At 65.5% G+C, this 20080-nt stretch carries 15 protein-coding genes; 8 read left to right on the top strand and 7 right to left on the bottom strand.

What is annotated here, in order from left to right:
- Positions 1 to 56 precede the first annotated feature (56 nt).
- The 3 genes from QY325_07225 (at position 57) to QY325_07215 (ending at position 2488) form a co-directional block, all read left to right on the top strand.
- Entirely contained in the window at positions 57 to 1679 is a 1623-nt protein-coding gene (locus tag QY325_07225; protein ID WKZ67713.1) for a trypsin-like peptidase domain-containing protein, read from the top strand.
- A gap of 58 nt (positions 1680 to 1737) precedes the next feature.
- Positions 1738 to 2181 carry a KTSC domain-containing protein gene (locus tag QY325_07220; GenBank protein ID WKZ67712.1) on the top strand — a complete coding sequence of 148 codons (444 nt, stop codon included), beginning with the start codon at positions 1738 to 1740 and terminating at the stop codon, positions 2179 to 2181.
- A 142-nt stretch (positions 2182 to 2323) separates the two neighbouring features.
- On the top strand, positions 2324 to 2488 hold the full coding sequence (locus tag QY325_07215; protein WKZ67711.1) for a hypothetical protein: 165 nt from the start codon (positions 2324 to 2326) through the stop codon (positions 2486 to 2488).
- Between the two features lie 85 nt (positions 2489 to 2573).
- Here the strand turns inward: QY325_07215 and QY325_07210 are convergent, their stop codons facing one another.
- Positions 2574 to 2975, bottom strand: coding sequence for a hypothetical protein (locus QY325_07210; GenBank protein ID WKZ67710.1), 402 nt, complete (start codon positions 2973 to 2975; stop codon positions 2574 to 2576).
- An 84-nt stretch (positions 2976 to 3059) separates the two neighbouring features.
- Between QY325_07210 and QY325_07205 the strand changes: the two genes are divergently transcribed.
- From QY325_07205 to QY325_07195, 3 genes are all read left to right on the top strand, one after another.
- On the top strand, positions 3060 to 3665 hold the full coding sequence (locus QY325_07205; protein WKZ67709.1) for a hypothetical protein: 606 nt from the start codon (positions 3060 to 3062) through the stop codon (positions 3663 to 3665).
- A 146-nt stretch (positions 3666 to 3811) separates the two neighbouring features.
- Complete coding sequence (locus QY325_07200; GenBank protein ID WKZ67708.1) at positions 3812 to 4909, top strand: hypothetical protein; 1098 nt, start codon at positions 3812 to 3814, stop codon at positions 4907 to 4909.
- 448 nt (positions 4910 to 5357) lie between these two features.
- A complete protein-coding gene (locus QY325_07195; GenBank protein WKZ67707.1) occupies positions 5358 to 6410 on the top strand; it encodes a hypothetical protein in 1053 nt (350 codons plus the stop codon).
- Between the two features lie 103 nt (positions 6411 to 6513).
- Here the strand turns inward: QY325_07195 and QY325_07190 are convergent, their stop codons facing one another.
- The 5 genes from QY325_07190 to QY325_07170 form a co-directional block, all read right to left on the bottom strand.
- The gene (locus QY325_07190; GenBank protein ID WKZ67706.1) at positions 6514 to 6705 is read right to left on the bottom strand and encodes a hypothetical protein; all 192 of its coding nucleotides are present in this window, start codon (positions 6703 to 6705) and stop codon (positions 6514 to 6516) included.
- An 87-nt stretch (positions 6706 to 6792) separates the two neighbouring features.
- Positions 6793 to 7290 (bottom strand): hypothetical protein, encoded by a 498-nt coding sequence (locus tag QY325_07185; GenBank protein ID WKZ67705.1) that lies wholly within the window; start codon positions 7288 to 7290, stop codon positions 6793 to 6795.
- A gap of 175 nt (positions 7291 to 7465) precedes the next feature.
- Entirely contained in the window at positions 7466 to 13078 is a 5613-nt protein-coding gene (locus tag QY325_07180; protein ID WKZ67704.1) for an MG2 domain-containing protein, read from the bottom strand.
- A gap of 149 nt (positions 13079 to 13227) precedes the next feature.
- Entirely contained in the window at positions 13228 to 15333 is a 2106-nt protein-coding gene (locus tag QY325_07175) for an SPOR domain-containing protein (GenBank protein WKZ67703.1), read from the bottom strand.
- Positions 15334 to 15343: 10 nt separating this feature from the next.
- Entirely contained in the window at positions 15344 to 16786 is a 1443-nt protein-coding gene (locus QY325_07170; GenBank protein ID WKZ67702.1) for a hypothetical protein, read from the bottom strand.
- A gap of 197 nt (positions 16787 to 16983) precedes the next feature.
- Here QY325_07170 and porQ point away from each other — a divergent pair, with 197 nt between their 5' ends.
- Positions 16984 to 18024 carry a type IX secretion system protein PorQ gene (gene porQ, locus QY325_07165; GenBank protein ID WKZ67701.1) on the top strand — a complete coding sequence of 347 codons (1041 nt, stop codon included), beginning with the start codon at positions 16984 to 16986 and terminating at the stop codon, positions 18022 to 18024.
- Positions 18025 to 18067: 43 nt separating this feature from the next.
- Positions 18068 to 18769, top strand: coding sequence for a (d)CMP kinase (gene cmk / locus QY325_07160; protein ID WKZ67700.1), 702 nt, complete (start codon positions 18068 to 18070; stop codon positions 18767 to 18769).
- 227 nt (positions 18770 to 18996) lie between these two features.
- On the opposite strand, the gene QY325_07155 is transcribed toward cmk, so the two are convergent.
- Positions 18997 to 20028: a tryptophan 2,3-dioxygenase family protein gene (locus QY325_07155; GenBank protein ID WKZ67699.1), complete on the bottom strand. Its 1032-nt coding sequence runs from the start codon at positions 20026 to 20028 to the stop codon at positions 18997 to 18999.
- Positions 20029 to 20080: the final 52 nt, after the last annotated feature.

Below are 20080 nucleotides of genomic sequence, written 5' to 3'. Positions count from 1 at the left end.
GTTCGTTGGGTTCCGGCAACCGCTCGTCTACATTCGCCCCATTCATCCCTATCTGCATGAGACTTGCTCTTTCCCTCAACGTCGTGCTCCTCGGTTTCGCATCCGGTGCCCTCGGCCAGGAAACCACGGGTGCGCTGCCGCTGAGCATGCGCCTCGGCCTAGACCCCCATGCGGTGGCGGGTGTGGAGGCCGCTCCCTTCGACGCCGATGCCGCAGGCGCGGACGACCGCCAGCGCGATGCCATGGGCAAGGTTCCGCTCTACGGGCGATTCGTGGCGCTGGAGGCATCGCTCGGCACCGATGGAACCTGGCTCGAGCTGCCTGGTGGCGACCGCCTCTGGCGGCTTCGCATCACCTCACCCGGGGCGATCGCCATGGAGCTCTTCCTCGAGGAAGTGCATCTGCCGCCCGGCGCTCAGCTCCACGTCTATTCCGCCTCCGGCGACGAGGTATACGGCGGGTACACGGCTGCGCACGTCCAGGAGAACGGTGCGTTGGCCACCGATCTCACCCGCGGCGATGCCTGCGTGCTGGAGTATCACGAACCGGCCGCCGTGCGCGGAGAGGGAGCGCTGAGGCTGCGGCGGCTGGCCCACGCCTATCGGATGGCGGACATGCTCTCCGGTGAGTGCGAGGTGGATGTACTCTGCCCGGAGGGCGACAACTGGGTGGACCAGCGGAACTCGGTGGTCCGGATCCGGGTGGTGGATCCCTCAGGCACCGGTTTCTGCACCGGGGCACTGGTCAACAACACCGCCCAGGATTGCAAGCCCTATGTGCTCACGGCGCACCATTGCATCGTGGACAGCCAGGACTCGAACTTCGCCACATTCCAGTTCCGCTGGAACTACCAGCGTGCATCCTGCGATGGCGGTACCACCAACGGGTTCAACATGGTGGGCTGTACGCGGCGGGCTGACAGCAACGACAACGGTGGGGATAGCGGCTCCGATTTCGCGCTGCTCGAGCTCACCAGTGCCGTGCCGGCCTCGGTCGGCGCCTACTATGCCGGCTGGGACGCCACAGGAACGGGGTCGAATTCCGGTGTGTGCATCCACCACCCCGATGGGGATTACAAGAAGATCAGCACCTACACTTCCAACCTTGTGAGCACGACGTGGGGCGGACCCAGCGGATCGCATTGGCGCGTGACCTGGGCGGCCACCGTGAACGGCCATGGGGTCACGGAACCCGGATCTTCCGGGGCCCCGCTGTTCAACGCATCGAAACGAATCATCGGCACCCTCACGGGCGGCTCATCCTTCTGTGATACGCCCACGGCACCGGATTACTTCGGCAAGATGAGCTTCCATTTCGGCACGGCGAACCCCAATCCGGCAGCCGAGGAGCTCAGGAATTGGCTGTCGCCGGTGTTCAACGCCACCACGCTCAATGGCAGCTACAACCCGTGCGCGACCATCGGCATCGATGAGGTGCGCCTTCCCGAACCGGAGGTGTTCCCCAATCCCTTCACCGACCGCTTCACCGTGCGCCTGCCAGAGTCCTTGCAAGGGGCCGATCGGCTGGAAGTGACCGATGCCACCGGGCGCCTGCTGCATGCCGCACGCATCAGTTCCTCCACCTGCACCGTTGAGGCGATGGCCTGGAACGAGGGCACCTATGTGCTCAGCGTGTTCCAAGGAGGTGTGCGCACCGGGAGCGTGCGGATGGTTCGTTGAACAGAACAGCGGTCTTTTTGCCGACCTTTGCGGCCGTTTTTCCCGTGAACACGCCGCCATGAAGGAAATCAATGAGAGCCGCTTGCTGCTCGGCGCCGCCTCGGGCCTGAGCCTGAAGGAGCTCAACGGGCTATACAAGGGCCTGATGAAACGCCATCACCCGGACCGTTTCCAGGAGGAAGCGGAAAGGGAGGCGGCTGAGGCCATGAGCCAGCGCATCATCGCGGCCTACAAGCTGCTGGAAGCGCTGCATCCGGAGACGCAGGCTGCAAAGGCGGCCGAATTCGAGGTGGCCCTTCTTAGCGGCGTGGCCAACTGGCAGTACAAGGGACAGGTCCTGCGGGTCTGCCTCGGCGACGGCAGTGAGCACGCGTTCTATGGTGTTCCGCCCAATACCTACAACAAGTTCGTGGGCAGCGATGGCTCGGCACGTTTCGTCAGGCGCCACCTGGCCGGGAGCTTCCCGCGCCGGTGCATTGCCGCCGCCGCCGTTGCAGCCTGAAGCCTCCCCGATCGGTTCGTGCATGCGCACCGCACCAGGCGACGCGGCCGCAATAGGCTGCCTGCAACCATTGGCGCGCCAGGCGCGTATAGCTTGACGGCGCGTGAGCTTTGCTTGAAAGCGCGCCCACAATCCGCATTCCATGGAAGGTAGCCTCATGCATTGGGTGGACCGCCTCGTTCGTCAAGTGATCATTCCGTTGGTCATTCTGCTGGGTGTGCTCGCCCTTCTCAAGTACGGCCTCACCGGAAGTGGGGCACCCGCTGATTGGAAGCACACATCGAGCATTCCGACGCAGGTGCCGTGAACCAGGGGCGCCCTCAGCGCAACCGTTGGGCAGCTGACCCACCTTTCTCCTCTGTTCGCGCGAGCGCAGCGCTCAGGAGCCGATTTCAGATCCCAGCCATGCGCAGCTGCTCCGCGATCCACGTCCGTGCCTCCCGCTCGCTCCTGAACATGCGCGTGGGGAAAGGCTGCGGATGGTAGCTGTAGTAGATGGATGACATGGCCTCTCCGAGGTCATCCTCGGTGACGATGGCCAGTGCGATGAGCTGCTCGCCTGCACGCGTGGCGCCGAAGAAGTCCATGTCCATCACGGAGAGGTCCGCCAACGTACCGGGCTGGAAGAAAGCGAGCATCGCGCACCGTGCATCCGTCAATTCACCGCGTCGCTGCTGCACCTCCAGGAGCCCTTCCACGTCCAGGTCCAGTCCCGCCCGGTAGCGCACCTCGATGATGCGGTCGCCATCGGATAGCATCATCTCCGCCAATCGGGTGCTGATCCTGCGCTCCATGGCCTGAAGATAAGGAGCCGCGGCTTGATGCGTGCGCGTCGGCCCACCTGCATGCCCGCCCGCCGCGCCTTAGATTTAGAGGCGATGAAAGCAGCGGACATCGCCTGGCACATGCGCCTTCACGCGATGGGGCTGCGGCACGAGTGGATCACCCCGAATGCCAGGCTCTACGCCTGGGAGAGCGACCTCCTCACCGTGACGCCGGAGGGGCATGTCTGCGAGGTGGAGATCAAGGTGAGCCGGAATGACCTGAAGCACGACCTGCTGAAGCCCAAGCACAGCCAGGGCCTGCTCCTCAATGGCGCATTCCCGGTGGAGCGCGACGATGCAACGCGCACACGGGTGGAGGCCCATGAGCGGGCGCGTGATCGGGCTGGGTCCGCTCATTGCCGCCGCCCCAATTACTTCTGCTTCGCCATGCCCTGCCGGGTATACCGCACCGCCTCCCCGATCGTGCTTCCCCGCTATGCCGGCATCTACACGGTCGACGACCAGGGGCGTGTGTTCGAGGAGCGCCGCCCTATCCAGCTGCACACCGCTCGCATCGCCGCGGATGACTTGCTGGCCTTGGCCCGCCGCATGCACTACCGGTATTGGGAGCAGGTCAGGAAGGCAAGGCTGCAGCCGGAGGACGGTTCCGGCCGGGTGAGCGGTCCACCGCGTGTTTCCGATGATGCGGAGGCACCTTAGCCTCAGGGGTGCGAGAGGATCCGCCTTGCAGCGGCTGTGAAGGGCTGCCGCCTGGCGCCGGCTCGCACCCGCGACGGGCCGTGCCTTCCGCCGTTCCAGGGGCAACCGGATGGTGGCTTTCCGTCTTTTCGAAGAGACCATGCCCCATGCGCATCACTGCCGGCTTCCTCGCCGCCCTGATCACCCACGCCGGAGTCGCCCAGTGCGGCCCGTATATGCACCATCCGGTGTGGCCCGATTCAGTGGGGTTGGCCTACCTGAACCCGTTCGAGTGCGGTGATCTCGGCGATATCGATGCGTGCTTATGGGACAATGGCGGCACCGATTGGTCAACCGATGGCCTCGGGGTTGGAATGCACCAGGTGGTGCTCCTGCAGGGCACGGCGCCCATTGACACCCTCTCCTTCGAGATCCTGCAGCTCGCATGGATGCTTCATCTCTCACCGGTCGGCGGGCCGAACGGTGCCGACTTCTATGCAACCGCCAGCCTGCCCTTTTGCGGCACGAGCATCTTCCATCACCATCATTGCGCACCGGATCCGGACTCCACGGTGCTATACCTGCTACAGGATGGCGTGCCCGTCGATAGCCTCTGGCCGGTCTCCTGCTTGGCCGGCTTCGAGCTGTGGGATGGCCTGCCCTTCGGGTCCGCATACCAGCTGCACCTCATCGATCATGGCGCCTGCGGGTCATCCGGGTACAGTCAATTGGTGCTCGCGTACTCCTGCGATGGGGCCGTGCTCGATGCGCAGGTTGAAGCCGTCAGCGCTGGAACTGGGGGCAGCATTGCCATCCTCGGGGTGGTGCCCGACCCTGCAGCGGTGCTACCGCCCCCAGCGCCGATCACAGGCTGGTTCCAGATTCGTGCATGGCCTTCCATGGAGCCTGCCGGCGGCGACCAGGTCGGGGTTTCAGCGTTCTGGGAGGACCTGCCCGCAGGCAGCTATCATGTCAGTTTCCTGGCCGATTCACTTTGCGCGCCCGTGGACACGATCCTCACCGTGGAGTCGGTGTTGGGGGTGAACGATCATGATGGGCGCCCGGCACCGCAGGTATTCCCGCAGCCCGTTGAGGACCTGCTGCATTGGATGGGGGAACTGCCGGCGGTGCGCGTCACCGATGCCCAGGGCCGCATCGTCGCCGACGGCCTTGGTGCATCACCCGTCGATGCCTCGGCCCTCGCTCCCGGGTATTACGTGCTTGAGTTCGCCGAAGGCAGGCGAAGGGCCTTCGTCAAGCGCTGAGCGACCCTGCTGCTTCGATCGGCTGCGTGCCACCGCCTCCTTGTCCGTGGGCGCGGCACCGGCTTTCGTGATGGCACTGGTGGCCATGTCGCTCCCGATCAAGCTGTGAGCCGGACTGGTCTCACTGACGGTTCCTGGCTCCGACCCGCCCCGGATGCTGCAATCCCGGAAGCCGGCGGTCTCTGGGCGAGGGTGCGGCCTTGCCGGCTTTGCGCGGCGAGGCAGGGTTGAGGGTTCACTTGTTGGCCATGGGAATGCGCTGAAGCGGTTTCGGAGGCTAGCGATGCATCCCATCCAGGCAATTGGCCGGAATCAGGTTTCGCCGGTGAATGGGCACGCATCCCGCGGAGGAGCCAGCCGGGTGTTCATCCATCGGATTCACCGCTCATCACCGGCCAGGCCGCGCCCTGCGATTGTAGTGCGTCTTTTGGCGAACAGGCAGTAAAGGATGAACCGGTACCTCACATCACTCACAGGTTTCGCGCTCGCCATCAGGCTTTGCGCACAATGCGAATTCACGCCCACCATCAGCCCGAGCGACCTGGTGCTTTGCCCGCTTGAGAACGCGCTGCTGAGTACCCAGGTCTACGACAGTTACCAATGGTATAGGGAGGGGCAGCCCATCCCGGGTGCGATGGGGCAGACCCTGCCCGTCGACTACCAGCAGAGCAGCGGCTACAGCTTCAGCGTGCTGGCTGAGCTGGATGGCTGCGCTGAAATGAGCGCCCCCGTGCTGGTGGATGGCTGGGTCTTCCTCCCGCCCGTAGTGATGACGGAGGGCGATGAGCCATTGGGCATCACCGGGGAAGGCGCGGCACAGTATTGTGAGGGCGCCTTCGTGCAGCTTACGCTCGGCATGCCCTACACCGAGAGCATCGAGTGGACGCGCAACGGGCAGCCCATTGATGGCGCGGATGCTCCCGTGCTGGTGGTGACGGAAAGCGGGAGCTACCACGTCAGCGGGGCCCCCGCCATCTGCCCGGACTACGTAGTGGGACTGGGCGTCACCGTGGACATCGTCTTCGTGCCGCCCACGCAGCCCGTGATCACGGCTGAGGATGGCGAGCTGTGCGCTACCCCGCCGGGCCCAGCCTATGCGTGGTACCTGAACGGCGTGGAACTGGCCAACAGCAACCAGGGCTGCATCGTGCCCGTTGCGCCTGGATCCTACACGGTGAGCGTAGCCTACGCCAATGGCTGCCATGTGCCGTCGGAGCCCTACCTCTCCACAGGCTTCGATGAGGCGGCTCCTCGCCGCAAGCTCTCCGTGCAGGTCCTATCGCCGATGCTCCGAGTCGATTGGACGGGGTCATTGCCGGCAGGTACGCCATGGCACATCACCGATGCGCAGGGGCGCTTGGTGCGCACCGGGACCCTCTCTGCCGAAGGGCCGTTATGGGTGGACATGACCGCGGCAGGGGAGGGCATCTGCCTCTTCCGGATCCTTGATCCCGGAAGCGGAGCGCATTCAGCTGCGACGCGGTTCATCTGGCACCGCTGAGCGGCTGGAAGCGCGAAACGGGAATGGTGCACCAAGGACCGCACGGGCCTTCAGCCGCAGCATGCGATGGACATCCTCCATCGCCCCGCAGGAAGGCGGTGCCTCAGTTGAGGTAAGGCCAGCTCTGCGCGGGGGTCAAGGTGGCGACGTGCAGCTCACCGGCTCCGTCGTGCCATTGAAGCGCCACACGCTCCGGCTTGGCGCCATTCCGGCCTGGCAATGCGACGAGCAACTCCTCGGGCACGCGCGACGCCCGCTTGCGTGGCTTCTTGCGGATGATGCGTAAGGGGCTCATGCGATGAAGATAATGAGATCCGGAGCCATGTGCGACTGATCCTCGTCAGATGTTCGCGAACAGCGGTGCGTGGGCCCGGGAAGATGGTCAGAAAACCATGGGCTGTTGGCGGGTCGGCGGCACCTTGTCGCGGTGCCGGGTAACGGCCAGGCACCCCCCCTCCTGGTCGAAGCCGATGCTGCCCACGGGGCTGTGATAGGTGAAGCCTGCCATGTGCCGCTCCAGTTCCAGGACCACGGCGAACTTCACGTGGCGCTTCCGGCGGCCCGCCGGTCCTTGACCCGCATGGCGTGTGTCCACCACCACTTCCTTGGCCAGGTGACCGGGCTTCTCGAATCGCAGCACCACATCGGCTCCAGCGGGAAGGGAAAGCGTGAAGCGGCCGGTTTCCGATACGCGTGCCGTACGTGTGGAGCCATTGACCTCAACGGCCACCGTGGCATCCTGCCAGGTGTGGTCCTCGACATGGATCCAGCCCGTGAGCACGACATCGCCATCGGGCGGGGCAATAGCGCGCACCGCACCGGCGCTGACCAGGAGGGCGGTGAAGACCAGCAAAGGACGGGTGAGGACGGCGGGAGCCATGGGTGGAGGTGTTTGGGTCCCTGAACGCAGGCCGGCGCTGGAAGTAGCGGGATCTTCGACGGATCGGCGATGGCGAATCGACGGATGCGCCAACGGCACCCACCACGGCCAATCGGCGCATCGGTCCCGGCCGCGCACAGGCCCCGGTCCGGCCTTGCCTATGCTGGCGGCTGGGCTACGGCATTGCCGCCGTTTCTCCGCCGGCCGGCACAACCTCCACCCATTGGCCTTTGCTGCGGGCCTGTATCGTATGCTCGTACATCGCCTCGCAATGCGCGCCTGGCAGGTAGTACCGGCCCGTATAGCTGGCGTTCAGGAGCACGCGGTAGGTGTGGCTCTGTCCTTTCCAGAGGTCGAAGTAGGTGAGCACCCGGTCATCGCGGATATCCTGGTAGGTGAAGGGGCCCTGCGATGCGCCGGCCAGCGTTCCCTCCAAGCGGGTATTCCGGATCTCCCAGCCGCTTGGGAAGAGCTGTGAGAGGGCCAGTTGCTGATAGCCGTTCACCACGCCCGGGTGCGCGATGGTCACCACCGCCATGAAATCGGTGCCCTGTTCGATCCGGCGGGGATCGACGGGCGTTCCGTCCATCAGGGTGTACGACACGGTGAGGCCTAGGCCCCTGCTGCTGGCCTGCTCCTCGCCGGCCAAGGGAGTCCCCGTCCGCACGAGCCGTGCGTACAGGAGGTTCTTGCCCGTGTTCTCCAGTTGCACGGAGGCCTTGCCGTTGGGCGTGGGCAGCTCGATGCGGCTGATGGCCCGTTCCGAGAACCTCTCCGTGGCTTTGCCATTCACCGTGAGGGTGTAGCTCATGCCCTTCCCCAGCTGGCCCTGCTGTGCAAGGCGCGATACGGCCAGCAGCCCGAAAGCGGTGCTCTGGGTGCTCCACCAGTCGCTGCTGCTGAGCCGTTTGGCGATGCGGGCCACGACCGGCGCGGCTTTCTCGGTCTCGCCCATGGCGATGAGGGCCTCCACGATGAGCGCCTCGTCGCGGAGGTCGCTGCCATAGGTCAATGCTTGCTCGGTGTAGGCGGGCACCTGCAGCGGGATGCCGCTGATGAGCTGCTGAGCCGCATCCTTGCGGCCGGCATGCGTATACGCCGCAGCCAGCATCCACTTGGCCTGCAGGCCAAGGTCTTTCTGCTCACGCAGCCTGTTCATGGCGGGCAGCTCCTGCGCCTTGGCCAGGGCAAGCACATACAGCCGATAGGCTTGGACGAGCTGGGTACCGCTGCGCTGCCAACCCTGAGGCACCGACCCGTTCCAATCGCGGGCCTGCTTGCGCTGGAAGCCGAGCCAGTTGGCCTTCACCTGTCCGGGCATGGCATAGCCGGCCCGCTCGGCTTCCACGAGGAAATGGCCCGCATAGATGCTCGTCCAGGTGTCATAGTGGTCGCCACCGGGCCAATAGTTGAAGCCGCCATCGCTGCGCTGGAACTGCACCATCCGGCGGAGGGCGGCCTCTACATTGGCGCGTGCCATCTGTTCGCCGCGCGGAGGCAATTCCATCACTTGGGCGAGGAAGAGCTGCGGGAAGGCCTTGCTCGTGGTCTGTTCCAGGCAGCCGTGCGGATAGTCGAGCAGGTATTGCAGGCGCCGTCCCATATCCACGGGCGGGATCGTGCTGACCTCGAGGTAGGCGCTGTTGGTGCCTGCCACGCCGATCGGCGCTGGCGTGGCGCTGAAGCTCCGGCCAGCCTCCACGAGGGCCTCGGTCACCTCGGTGGCCGGCAGGTTCGGTTGGCGCACCTGCAGCTCGATCCTCTCGCTTGCGCTCTCGCCGGCACCGCTCACGCTCACCTTCATCCGCGCAACGCCCACGGCATCCTTCACCTTCACCTTGAAGGTGACGACCTGGTCGCCCATGGCCGTGAAGCGGATCGACTTCTGCGATGGCCCTTCGGGGGTCAGCAGCTCATTGGGCTCCAGCTTCACCGTCACGTCCCTCACTTTGGGGTCCATGGCGAAGACGGTCACGGGCAGGTCGGCGGTTTCGCCGGGCGCGAGCACGCGCGGCAGTGTGGCCAGCACCATGAGCGGTTTGCGCACGGGCACCGTCTGCTCGGCATGTCCGTAGGCCGTTTCGCCGTCCGTGGCCACCACCATCACGCGCACGCTGCCCACGTAGTTGCTGATCGTGAAGTCGTGCCGGGCTTTCTTCCCGCGCTCCAGCTTGAAGGGCCCGACGAAGCGTACCACGGGCTTGAAGCGGTTGGCCCGGGCGGCATCGCCCTTGGCCCCTTCATCGCTGCCGCCGAGCGCGAGCACACGCTGGAGCTGCTGGCCGAAGGATCCGATCACCTGGTCGTAGAGGTCCCAGGTGCGCACGCCGAGCGCCTCACGCGCATAGAAATGCTTCCAGGGATCGGGCGTCCTGAAGCGCGTCAGGTCGAGCAGGCCTTCGTCCACGATGGCCAGCGTGTAGGTCATGGCGCGGCCGGTCCGCTCGCTCACCTCCACGCTGAAGGGCGAATCGGTCCTGATCTCCTTCGGTGCCTGGGCCACCGGGCTGAGGTGGGTCTGGGCATCCTCCACGAGGATGGGGATGACACCGTACAGCCGGATGGGAAGGTCGTTGGCCGTGCTCGCATGCGGCTGCACGAGTGTGACATGCGCGAAGACGTTCGGCGCCATGTCCGCAGTGATGGGGAAGGTGTAGCGCGTCTCCTTGGCCTTCAGGTCGATCCATGCGGCATCGAGCACCCGGCTCCCTGTCTCCAGGCTCACCAGCGCACGCCCTGTGCCGCCGCTGGGAATGATGAGTGTGGCCTGTTCGCCGACCTGGTACTTTTCCTTGTCGGCATTGAAGCTGAGCACCGCGGCCTGGTCGGGGTCCTGCCTACGGCTACGCCCTTCCCAGCCCGGCCAATCCATGTAGACCTGCACCGCGCTGGCGTGGCCGCTGGCGGGGTCGGTGACGCGCACGGCGAATCGGCCCCATTGCGGGCGGTTGATGCGCAGGCTGAGCACCGCCTTCCCTTTGGCATCGGTGATGAGGGCATGCTCCTGCTGCAGTTCCACGCTGGGAGAGCTGATGTAGCTCGCGCTGCCCGTGAGGCTTCCATCCCACCACCAGTTGTAGTTGAGCTTGTAGACCTGCGCCTTCAGCTGGTGGCCGGCGAGCGGCTTCCCCTTGGCATCCACGCTGGCCACCGAGAACCGGTAGGTGGTGTCCGTGACGAAGGTCCCCCAGGCGCTGCCCGCATCGGGTGCGCGGATGCCGGCATAGCTGGTGTAGGGATAGTAGGGCACGGTCACCCGGTCCATGCTGGCATCGCCGCCCGCCTCGAATACCCGGGTGACGATGTTGGTGCTGACCACGGCGGGTGCGCTGCGGCCCATCTGCAGGTTCAGGTCGAACTGCGCCTCGCCCTGCTCATTGAGGGCGCCCTCGAAGGCGACCTGCTCCTCCTCAGGCACCCATGTCCTCAGGTCGTTGAACTGGAAACCGTCGTAGCCCTTGAAGGCCGCACTTCCCGCGCTCATGGTCACCGTTACGCGGCTCTTGAGGTTGCGGGCCGGCGCTCCGTGCAGCCAGTGCGAGCGCAGCGTGATCGTCCGCGCCCCCTCCGCGCTGAGCCGTTCCCCTTCGGTGCCGGAGGGCCCGTCGGGGAACTCCAGCAGCACCTTCAGCCGATTGGGCTTCACGGTTTCGATGCGCACGCTCTTGTGGAAGGCGGTGCCGCCGACGCGCACCACGGCGTTCCAGTAGCCCGTCGGGGCATCGGGCGAGGTGGCGCAGCGGAAGCCGTAGACGCCGTTGACGCCGGCGGTGCGCACATGCTTCTGGTCGAGCCGGCCGCGCGGATCGCTCAGCTCCAGCACCACCGGGTGGTCCTTCGGCAGCCTGCCTTGGGCGTCCTGGAGCATGAAGCTGAGGTAGAGCGAATCCCCCGGGCGCCAGACGCCTCGTTCGCCGTAGAGGAAGCCCTTCAGGCCCCTTTCGATGGATTCGCCCTGGACATCGTAACTGCTCACGCTGAGGGAGCCGCCGTCGTCGAGCTTGAGATAGCCGCGCTGGCTGCCCTTGCTCGCCACCAGCAGGAAGGGCTTGTGCCTTGTGGCGGGAAGCGTGGCCAGCCCCTCGCCGTCGGTCACTACCTGGCCCATGGAGCGGCGCTGGAAGTCGAGCACGTCGAGCTTCACGCCGCTCAGGGGCGCAGCGGTGCGCAGATCGCTCACGGCCATGAGCATGCTGCCATCGTTGCCCACCTTGGCGATCAGGCCGATATCGCTCGCCAGGATGTTGCGGGCGGTGCTCGTGTTGCGGCGGTAGTAACTGGCCTTGCACGGATCCTCCCGCTCCTGGTGGTTGTACTCCTCCTCGTAATCGTAGTAGTCGTCGTCGTAGTACCAGTAGTCCTGCTGGTGGTCATAGGCAGCCTGCTCCTCCTCCCAGCTCTTCTCGCGCGGTGCTTCCGCCTCCTCGTTGCCGGCGCATGGGTAAACGCTCTGGTGGCGGCCAAAGGCGATCTCCACGCGGTACACGGCGCCGGGCTCGGTCTTGATGTGATCGGCGAGGTTGAGGTAGAAGGTGTTCCAGCGCCCGAGATCGGGGCTGTCCGCGGTCTTCAGTGAAATGGTCTTGCGGGAGACCAGGCGTCCCACGCGCGCGAGCTCACGGCTGCCGTCGAGCGCATTCACCTGCAGGAACTGGGACACGTTGCTCTCGTGGATACGGACCACGCGGACGTCAACAGCTTTCAGGTTGACGGCCTGGAAGGGGAGCAGGAGGCCGTCGGTGCTGGGCAGGACGGTGCCCTTTCCGGTGAAGCGCACCGCGGGCTTGAGCTCCTCGAATTCAAGCTCGACGCTGAGGTCCTTACCGAGCTTTCGCCCGTTCACGTTGCGCAGGCCCGCGCTCACGAAGCCGTCCTGCTTGCCGCTGAGGCGCTGCACGGGGTAGAGCACGAGCTTGCTTCCGTCGTGCGCGATGCGCAGCTCATCCGCGCCCGCGATGCCCACCAGGCCGCGCAGGTCCTGTTCGGGGTCGAGCGGATCGCTGAAGAGCAACGTGGCGTACTGCTCGCCATCGCTGAAGGTGGTGGCGCTGATGAGGGTGAGTTCGCCGATGGCGGGCACCTCGAAGGGAAGCGTGGCGGCATCGCTGCTGCCAATGGCCCTGCCGTTCCACGCAATCTCGACCCGCGATGCGGACTCGCCACGGCGCACGCTGTCCACGCTGAAGCGATGGTACCGCCCATTGGGCTCGTGCTCCCAGGTCAGCGGCAGCCTCCGGCCTTCCTGTTCGGCGGTAAAGCAGGCTTCCAGGTCCTGCCCGGTCGCATCGTCGCTGGTGTATACGCTGGCGATGAGCCGCTGCCAGGTGAGGTCCGCTGCGCTGAGGGCCTGCATCTCGTTCACCTTCACATCGATCCCTTGCCGGAATGTGGTGACCTCGAAGCGGAAGGTTTCGAGGCCTTTCGGTACATCGATGAGCCGTCCCAGGGCGAATTCGACCTGGTAGGTCCGGTCCTGTTCGAGGCGCTCCCCGGGAACGAATGCCAGGGTGAGCTCATCCTGCCATTGCACCGTTCCCTTGACCTGGGGAGAGAGTGCGAAGAGGGATTGGACGGCAGCCGCTGAGCTGTCCCTCCAGATCTGCCCCTCGGCGATCCGCACGATGATGGGGGAGCGCGCGCTGATATGCCCGGCCGTGAAGGCGGGGATGTAGGGCGTGAAGGCCGCATCCGGGCGCGTGCCTTTCTCGTTGGTGTGGCAGGCGGCGAGCGCGAGGATGCACAGCAAGGCGAAGACGGTCGCGCGCGCAGGGCGGGGCAGCGATGGCATGGTGGTAGGAAGAGGTGGTGAAAGTAGCGGTGCGGGTCCCATGGCGTACGCGCTACGACCGGTGCAACGGCGGCACCGCTTGCGCTATTGCGGCCATTGCGGGAAATCGATGGACACTGTGCAGGGCTGCGGCCGCCTTCTGCCCGGCCTTACTTCCCGATCAGGCTGTCCGCATCCTCGGCCGGCGTGATCACGCCGTTGACCGATCCCACCACGAAGGCATCAATGAAGCCCTTCGCCCGGATGGCCTGCATGGCCTCGTCGGCTTCTCCGCGCTCCACGAAGCTGCCATAGAAGTAGCGCGTGGTCTGGTCACTGGTCACCGGTTCCAGGTCGCCGAGGCCGAGCAGCTTGTCCATGGTCTCCATGGGGACGTTCCCGGCGAAGGTGGCCACCTGCACCCGGTAGCGCACTTTATCGCGCGCCACGCTGCCGGGGGTCACCCGCGTGCTGAGGTCCTCGGGCCGCAGCACCTGGGCGCCGGCTTCCTTCATGGTGATGCGCTTTCCCTCGCGGAAGGCCACCAGGAAGGCGCCCTCGAACCCTTGGGTGAGCATCTGCACGCGGTGCGCAGCGGCAGGGTTCACCTCCTTGAATGACCCGGTGTAGTAACGCGTGAGGCCATCGTCGCCATTGATGACCACGAGGTCTTTGATCCCTCCGAAGATGTTCTTCGAGAGCTTGTTGCGGAAGGCGCCCAGCTGCACGCGTATGATGACATCGCGGCTGTCATCGCCCGCACCCATGCCCGCCATCTTGGCGCGCTCCGCAGCGGTCTCCTTGCTCACATCGATGAGCCTTCCGCCCTCCTCGGCCATTACCACGCTCTCGATGCCCATGCCCTTCAGCTCGAGCTCCCGGCGAAGCGCTTCCGGGATGGCATCGTAGCTGCCCACGACGTAGTAGGTGGTGTCGCCTTTCTCGATGGTGCGCACATCCGGGATGCTCAGGATGCGCTGGATCATCTCCTCGCTGATGCCCTCGGTGTGGGTGCCCACCTTCACCACGTAGACCCGCTTGACCGGTGGCTTCTCGCGCTTTGGGCCGAAGCTCTCCACCCGGGAGGTGACGATGTTCACGTTCGCGCTGTCCTTCCAATTGAGCCATGCCTTCAGCAGCGCCTCCTCGCTGAGGGTGACGCCGCGACCATCCACCAGCGCCCCCGGTGCGGAGTTGAGCTCGTCGTCCCGGTCGTCGGGCACCCCGTCCCCGTCGCCGTCCAAGGCGCAGCCGAAGGCGTCCACCTTCACCCCGGCAGGCGTGCCCGGGCAGCGGTCGTGGAAGTCCTTCACGCCATCGCCGTCCTCATCGTCGTTGAGCACGATCACATCGAGCTGCTCATTGCTGAGCGGTGTGGTGAAGCGCAGCGGCTTCGGCTTGCGCTCCATGGGAATGGCATACCCCAGGCTCACGGAGCTGAAGAGGAAGCGGTCGTTCCCGGCCTTGCCCTGCCGGTCGCCCACGCTCTTGTCCGTGACGCCGTCCACCAGGTCGCTGAAGGTGAGGTGAAGGGTGGTGCCGATGCGGAGGTCGAGCCCGGATCCGATGTCCATGCGGGCGCCGATCCCCACGGGCACGGCCCAAGTGCGCTCCAGGTACTTCCCGAAGCCGTCGGCATTCAATTCGCGCACATCGGTCTCGTAGCGGTAGTCGCGCTGAATCTCCACGGCGTTCGCCGCATCCGGAGCATCCTCCGCGATGTCGCGGATGGTGCCGTCATCCCAATAATGATAACGGCGTCCCTGCGCGTCGAAGAGGTCCGTCTTCGTGAGGAACTCCACGCTCTCGAAGCCTGCGTTGAGGTAGGGCTCCACTACGCGGTCGCGGTTCAGGAGCTGCAGGAAGTTGTACCGGAACTGGAAGCCGCCGATGGTGATCCGCGATTCGAAGTTGAGGTTGCGCCGGAAGTCGCGCTCATTGACGCCCAAGCGGCCATGCAGTGCATAGAGGTCGGCCTCGAGCCAATCGGTGATCGGAGCGGATGCGCGGATCTCGTATCCCGGCCGCGTGACCAGCGGCGAGCGGCCCGCGTGGTCGTTTCCCACATCGCCGTAGAAGGCGAACATGCCCGCGCCAAGGCCGATGGTGGGCAGGAATCGTCCGGGCTTGAGCGCGGCGGACGCAGGCGGCTGCTGGACTGGAGGGGCGGAGAGGCTGTCGGATTGCCCGCAGGCGAGATAGGGAAGGGCGAAGAGGGCTGCGATGCCGGCGACGCGGCACAAGGATGACGACAGGACCGAGCGGTGGCTGCGCATCAGGTCCGGATCATTGCACCCACTGCTGCTTGGTGATCAGGAGGGCCTCCTGCACGGTGATGCGCTCGCCATTGTTGTAGGCCGTTACGAACGGGCCGGGGAAGTTGTGGCCGGCCTGCACGTAGCCCACGCGCTGATCGCGGGCATCCTTGTACTCGGCATAGCTGCCGGTTACATACTTGATCCAGCCCTGATGCCGCTCGATCTGGAAGTCGCCGCCGTAGTTGTGGCGCGCCTTGAAGTAGGCCTTCCCCACCTCGCGGTGCGCTGCGGTGATCTGCACCTTGTAGGTAACGCCTTTCTCAGGTGCCGGGATGCGTCCGGCGGCCTTGGGCTGCTGAGCGGCCGTTGCGGTCTCGGGCTTCTCCTTCACCACGGGCTTCACGGCCTCAGCGGCACGGGCCTCTGCCTCGGCGCGGGCCTTGCGCTCAGCCTCCTCCTTCAGGCGCAAGGCCAATTCGGGGTCCTCCACCTCCTGCTGTCCCATGGAGCTGGTGTCCTGGGCGAGCGCCTCGAACGCCCGGGCGCCCACGATGAACTTGCTGCTGCCGAGCACGGCCTTCTGGGTCTCGTCGTTGAGCAGGTAGCCGAACTCCCCATCGATGGTGTACTCCCCATCAGGACGCTCGTTCGCGCGCAGCTTGTAGACGATCTTCACTTCGCTGCTCGCGGGCAGATTGAGCCAAACGAACTTCACGATGCGGTCCTGTGTGGTGAAGATGGCCTCGGCGCTGTTCTTCTCCATGGCCGTGAATCCCTGCGGGATGACCTCCTGCAGCTTGCCGAATCCGCGGATGCTCCCCTTGCTGACCACCACTTCCACCAGCATCTCCTTCTCGGTGACGGGTGTGATGGTCCGTTGGCCGGTCACGCCACCGGCGCCCTGGATCGGGGCCACGCCGCTGGCATCGTCGATCACCATCACGGGGATGGTGCCCACGGGGGCGGCGCCAGCTGCGCTCACCACGTCATTGGCCGTCGGGTCTTCCGCCGTTATCGGCTGGGTGATGGCGGCCACCGCGCCCGGAGCGCCGAGGTCCACCGTGCTGGCGGGCAATTCGAACACCTTGCGCTCATTGTCCTCGATGTAGGAAAGGCGGCCGTTGATGGTCTTTATACCGGAGGCATTCGCGGCGGCGGAGAGGGTGTAAGTGACCTTGAAGGTGGGCGAGGCGGGCAGCGACATCCAGATGAACTTGGCCTTGCCGTCGGAGAAGGTGAAGGAGGCGCCCTTGGTCTCGATGGCGGTGGCCGTAAGGCCATCGGGCAGGTCGATCTGCAGCTTGGCGAAGCCCGTGAGGTCGCCCTTCTCCACCGTGACCGTCACCTTCACCTCGCTGCCTGGTGCCAAGGCGGCCGGCACATTCTGGGTGATGCTGAGGTTGGCGGCGAGGAAGGCATCCACGAGCAGGATGCCGACCACGTTGATCAACAGGACGAGTTGGTTCACCATGGTGCGGTCTGGGTCAGGTGCGCAAGCGGAAAGGGTCCTGCGCAGGCTCGCGATCAAAAGTATCCGGGGTGCCCGCGGCGAAGGGCAGGGGCTCAGGCGCTTATTCCAACAGGCCGGTGTTGAACAAGGCGCCCGCGAAGGCGTTGGGACCGGGGCCGGCGGACAATACCCGCGCGCTACCTTCGTTCCCCACCCGGATGCGACGAGCCATACTCCCCTGCCTCTTCCTGCTGCACCTCACCTCGGCGGCCCAATTGGGCGGCCAGCAGGTATTCCGCGTGCTGGATGTCCCTTCCTCAGCACGGGTCTCCGCCCTCGGCGGCAACTACATCGCGGTGCAGGACAACGACCTCAACCTGGGCATATTCAACCCCGCACTGCTCAACTCCGAGATGGGGAAGCAGGCGGCCCTGAGCTACCTGCCTTACATCGACGGCATCAACATCGGATACGCGAGTTACGGCCATCACTTCGACAGCATCCGGACCACCTTCTCGGGCACGGTGCAGTACGTGGATTACGGGAGCTTCACGCGTACCGATGAGGTGGGGCATGAGCTGGGCGAGTTCCGTGCCGGCGAGTACGTACTGCAGGTCGGGGCCGGCCGCGCCATCGACAGCCTCTTCAGCATCGGCGCCAATGCCAAGTTCATCACCAGCAACCTCGAAGCGTATACCGCCTCAGGCGTGGCGCTCGACGTGGGCGGGGTCTTCACCAAGCGCTCCATCGGGCTTACCGTGGCGGCCATGCTGCGCAACATCGGGCGGCAGACCAATCGCTATTCCGACGAATACGAGGACCTGCCCTTCCAGGTGCAGCTGGGGGTCACCTACAAGTTCAAGCACGCGCCGTTCCGGCTCGGCCTGATGCTGGAGGAGCTGCAGCGCTGGGACCTCACCTACGAGGATCCGACCGCCAGCGCGCAGATCGACCCCACTACAGGCGAAGTGGTGGAGAAGAAGATCTCCAATGCGCGAAAGGCGCTGCTGCATGCCGTCCCCAGCGCCGAGATCCTGCTGAGCAGGAATTTCATGCTCCGTGTAGCCTACAACTTCAGGACCCGCTACGAAATGCAGGTTGACAACCGGCCAGGGGCCGTGGGCCTGAGCTTCGGGCTCGGCCTGCGGGTGAGCAAGGTGCACCTGAGCTACGGCTTCTCGCAGCTGCACCTGGCCGGCATCAGCAACACCATCACGCTGGCGGTGCGCTTCTCCGATTTCCGCAAGGAGGGCGTCTGATCCCGCCTGCATCACGGCGCCCTGCGCTATCATTGGGGCCCGGATGAATCGCATCACGATCGCCATCGACGGCTTCTCCTCTTGCGGAAAGAGCACCCTGGCCAAGCAGCTGGCGGCCCACCTCGGCTATACCTACATCGATAGCGGCGCCATGTACAGGGCCGTGGCGCTCTACGTGATCGAGCACGGCCTGGTGCGCGATGGCCGGCTCGACCGCGAAGGCCTCCTCGATGCGCTCGATGGCATCGACATCCGCTTTCAGCACGACCCGTTGGCCGATCGCAGCGCGACCTACCTCAACGGCCGCAACGTGGAGCGCGAGATCCGTGGCATGGAGGTGAGCCGGCACGTGACCCTGGTGAGCCCGGTGCCCGAGGTGCGGGCCAAGCTCGTGCGGCTGCAGCAGGCGTTCGGGCGTGACAAGGGCGTGGTGATGGATGGGCGCGATATCGGCACCGTGGTGTTCCCTGATGCGGAGGTGAAGCTCTACATGACCGCTCGGCCCGAGGTGCGCGCCCAGCGCCGTTATCACGAGCTGAAGCAGAAAGGTGTCGAGGTGGACTACGCCAGCGTGCTGGAGAACATCGCCCGGCGCGATGAGGATGATACCACCCGCGCCGCCGACCCACTCGTGAAGGCGCCGGATGCGGTGGAGATCGACAACAGCGACATCACCGCGGAGCAGCAGTTCGTGAAGGCGCTGGACATCGTACTAGGGGTGCTTGCCCGCGTGGGGCAGGAGTGACAGCCACGTGGGGGGCCAGGCACCATGGCTCACCGGCAATGAGGCAGGATAGGACCGTCGCGCGGAGGATTTGTATACCGGTGCCTGGCGCAACCGCATGATGAGCGCTCAAGGGCATCGCCGCAGGCTTTCGTCGCAGGGGAATAAGCCTGCACCGCTCCCGCCGTGTCAAGCTCCGCGGGGGAGGGCGATGGGCGCCTCGCGCAAGTCGTTCTGCGCGCCGCAGTTCAAGGCTGGAAGCGCAATGCGCTGCGCAGCTGCTGGGGCAGGGGCGGGAGCCGCTGGCGCTGGAAGAGGAAGCTGCTGAGGTCCGCGAGCTCCTGGAAGATATGGTGGCTGTGGAGCGCACCGGCCAGGTATTGCTTGCCCGTGCTTCCGCCCGTGCCCACGCGCAGGCCGATGGTCCGGTGCACCATGCTCATGTGGCGGTAGCGCCAGGTGGCCAGCGCCTCGTCGATATCGAGCAGGCATTCCAGCAGGCGGAAGGGCATCTGCAGGATGGGCTCGTCGCGGTAGAGCATGATGAAGACGGCGCTGCGTGCGGCGGCCGGGGTGAGGCGGCGGCCCTCGCCGGTCTCGAAGAGCTTCTCCCACAGGGCCAGATTGCCCTCTTCGCCCTGCACCAATGATGCGGCGTAGATGCCCTTCAACCGGTCCCAGAGCGGCGCTTCGCCCTGCGGCCAGTAGCGCGCGTCGAAATAAGGCATGCGCCCCAGCCAGCCGTTGATCAGGTCGAGGAAGGTGGGCTGTCCCTCGAGCGCCTCGATCTCCGCCTTGTGCTCGGGCTTCAGCTGGCTGGTGTAGTACTGCTTGCCGAAGCGCTGCTCCATGCGAAGGCCCAGCTTCGCCTCCAGGATCTTGAACTGCATGCTCTGGAACCCGCTCGCAGGGCGCAGCATGTCGCGGAAGTCCAGGAAGTCCAGCGGCGTCAACGTCTCCAGGATGTCGATCTTCTGCACCAGCACCTGCAGGATGGTATGCACCCGGCTCAGGCGGTGCACCGCGATGCTGAGCTCGCCGGCGTTGTCGTCGATATGCCCATCCGCGAAGAGCGCCATCACGCTGCCCACCTCATGCAGCACCTGCTTGAACCACAGCTCGTAGCTCTGGTGGATGATGATGAAGAGCATCTCGTCGTGCGCCGGCTCTCCATGCTTGGCGCTCTCGGGATGCTGAGCCTCCAGGATCTTGTCGAGCTGGAGGTAGTCGGGGTAATAGACGTTGCTCATGCGCGCTGGTGCCCGGATGCGCGCGCTCATGTGCGCATGCAGGCGGGGTTGCGGCCAAATGTAGCCGGGGCCTCTTCCGCAG

This window comes from Flavobacteriales bacterium, assembly GCA_030584065.1.
GTDB lineage: Bacteria > Bacteroidota > Bacteroidia > Flavobacteriales_F > PHOS-HE28 > PHOS-HE28.
The sequence above is the reverse complement of the archived record's forward strand: the minus strand, read 5'-3'. Positions and strand labels throughout refer to the sequence as shown.

Bases quoted from the DNA above. Each gene is read 5' to 3' on its own strand.
- QY325_07225 (WKZ67713.1), top strand. From the start codon at position 57: ATGAGACTTGCTCTTTCCCTCAACGTCGTGCTCCTCGGTTTCGCATCC.
- QY325_07220 (WKZ67712.1), top strand. From the start codon at position 1,738: ATGAAGGAAATCAATGAGAGCCGCTTGCTGCTCGGCGCCGCCTCGGGC.
- QY325_07215 (WKZ67711.1), top strand. From the start codon at position 2,324: ATGGAAGGTAGCCTCATGCATTGGGTGGACCGCCTCGTTCGTCAAGTG.
- QY325_07210 (WKZ67710.1), bottom strand. From the start codon at position 2,975: ATGGAGCGCAGGATCAGCACCCGATTGGCGGAGATGATGCTATCCGAT.
- QY325_07205 (WKZ67709.1), top strand. From the start codon at position 3,060: ATGAAAGCAGCGGACATCGCCTGGCACATGCGCCTTCACGCGATGGGG.
- QY325_07200 (WKZ67708.1), top strand. From the start codon at position 3,812: ATGCGCATCACTGCCGGCTTCCTCGCCGCCCTGATCACCCACGCCGGA.
- QY325_07195 (WKZ67707.1), top strand. From the start codon at position 5,358: ATGAACCGGTACCTCACATCACTCACAGGTTTCGCGCTCGCCATCAGG.
- QY325_07190 (WKZ67706.1), bottom strand. From the start codon at position 6,705: ATGAGCCCCTTACGCATCATCCGCAAGAAGCCACGCAAGCGGGCGTCG.
- QY325_07185 (WKZ67705.1), bottom strand. From the start codon at position 7,290: ATGGCTCCCGCCGTCCTCACCCGTCCTTTGCTGGTCTTCACCGCCCTC.
- QY325_07180 (WKZ67704.1), bottom strand. From the start codon at position 13,078: ATGCCATCGCTGCCCCGCCCTGCGCGCGCGACCGTCTTCGCCTTGCTG.
- QY325_07175 (WKZ67703.1), bottom strand. From the start codon at position 15,333: ATGCGCAGCCACCGCTCGGTCCTGTCGTCATCCTTGTGCCGCGTCGCC.
- QY325_07170 (WKZ67702.1), bottom strand. From the start codon at position 16,786: ATGGTGAACCAACTCGTCCTGTTGATCAACGTGGTCGGCATCCTGCTC.
- porQ (WKZ67701.1), top strand. From the start codon at position 16,984: ATGCGACGAGCCATACTCCCCTGCCTCTTCCTGCTGCACCTCACCTCG.
- cmk (WKZ67700.1), top strand. From the start codon at position 18,068: ATGAATCGCATCACGATCGCCATCGACGGCTTCTCCTCTTGCGGAAAG.
- QY325_07155 (WKZ67699.1), bottom strand. From the start codon at position 20,028: ATGAGCGCGCGCATCCGGGCACCAGCGCGCATGAGCAACGTCTATTAC.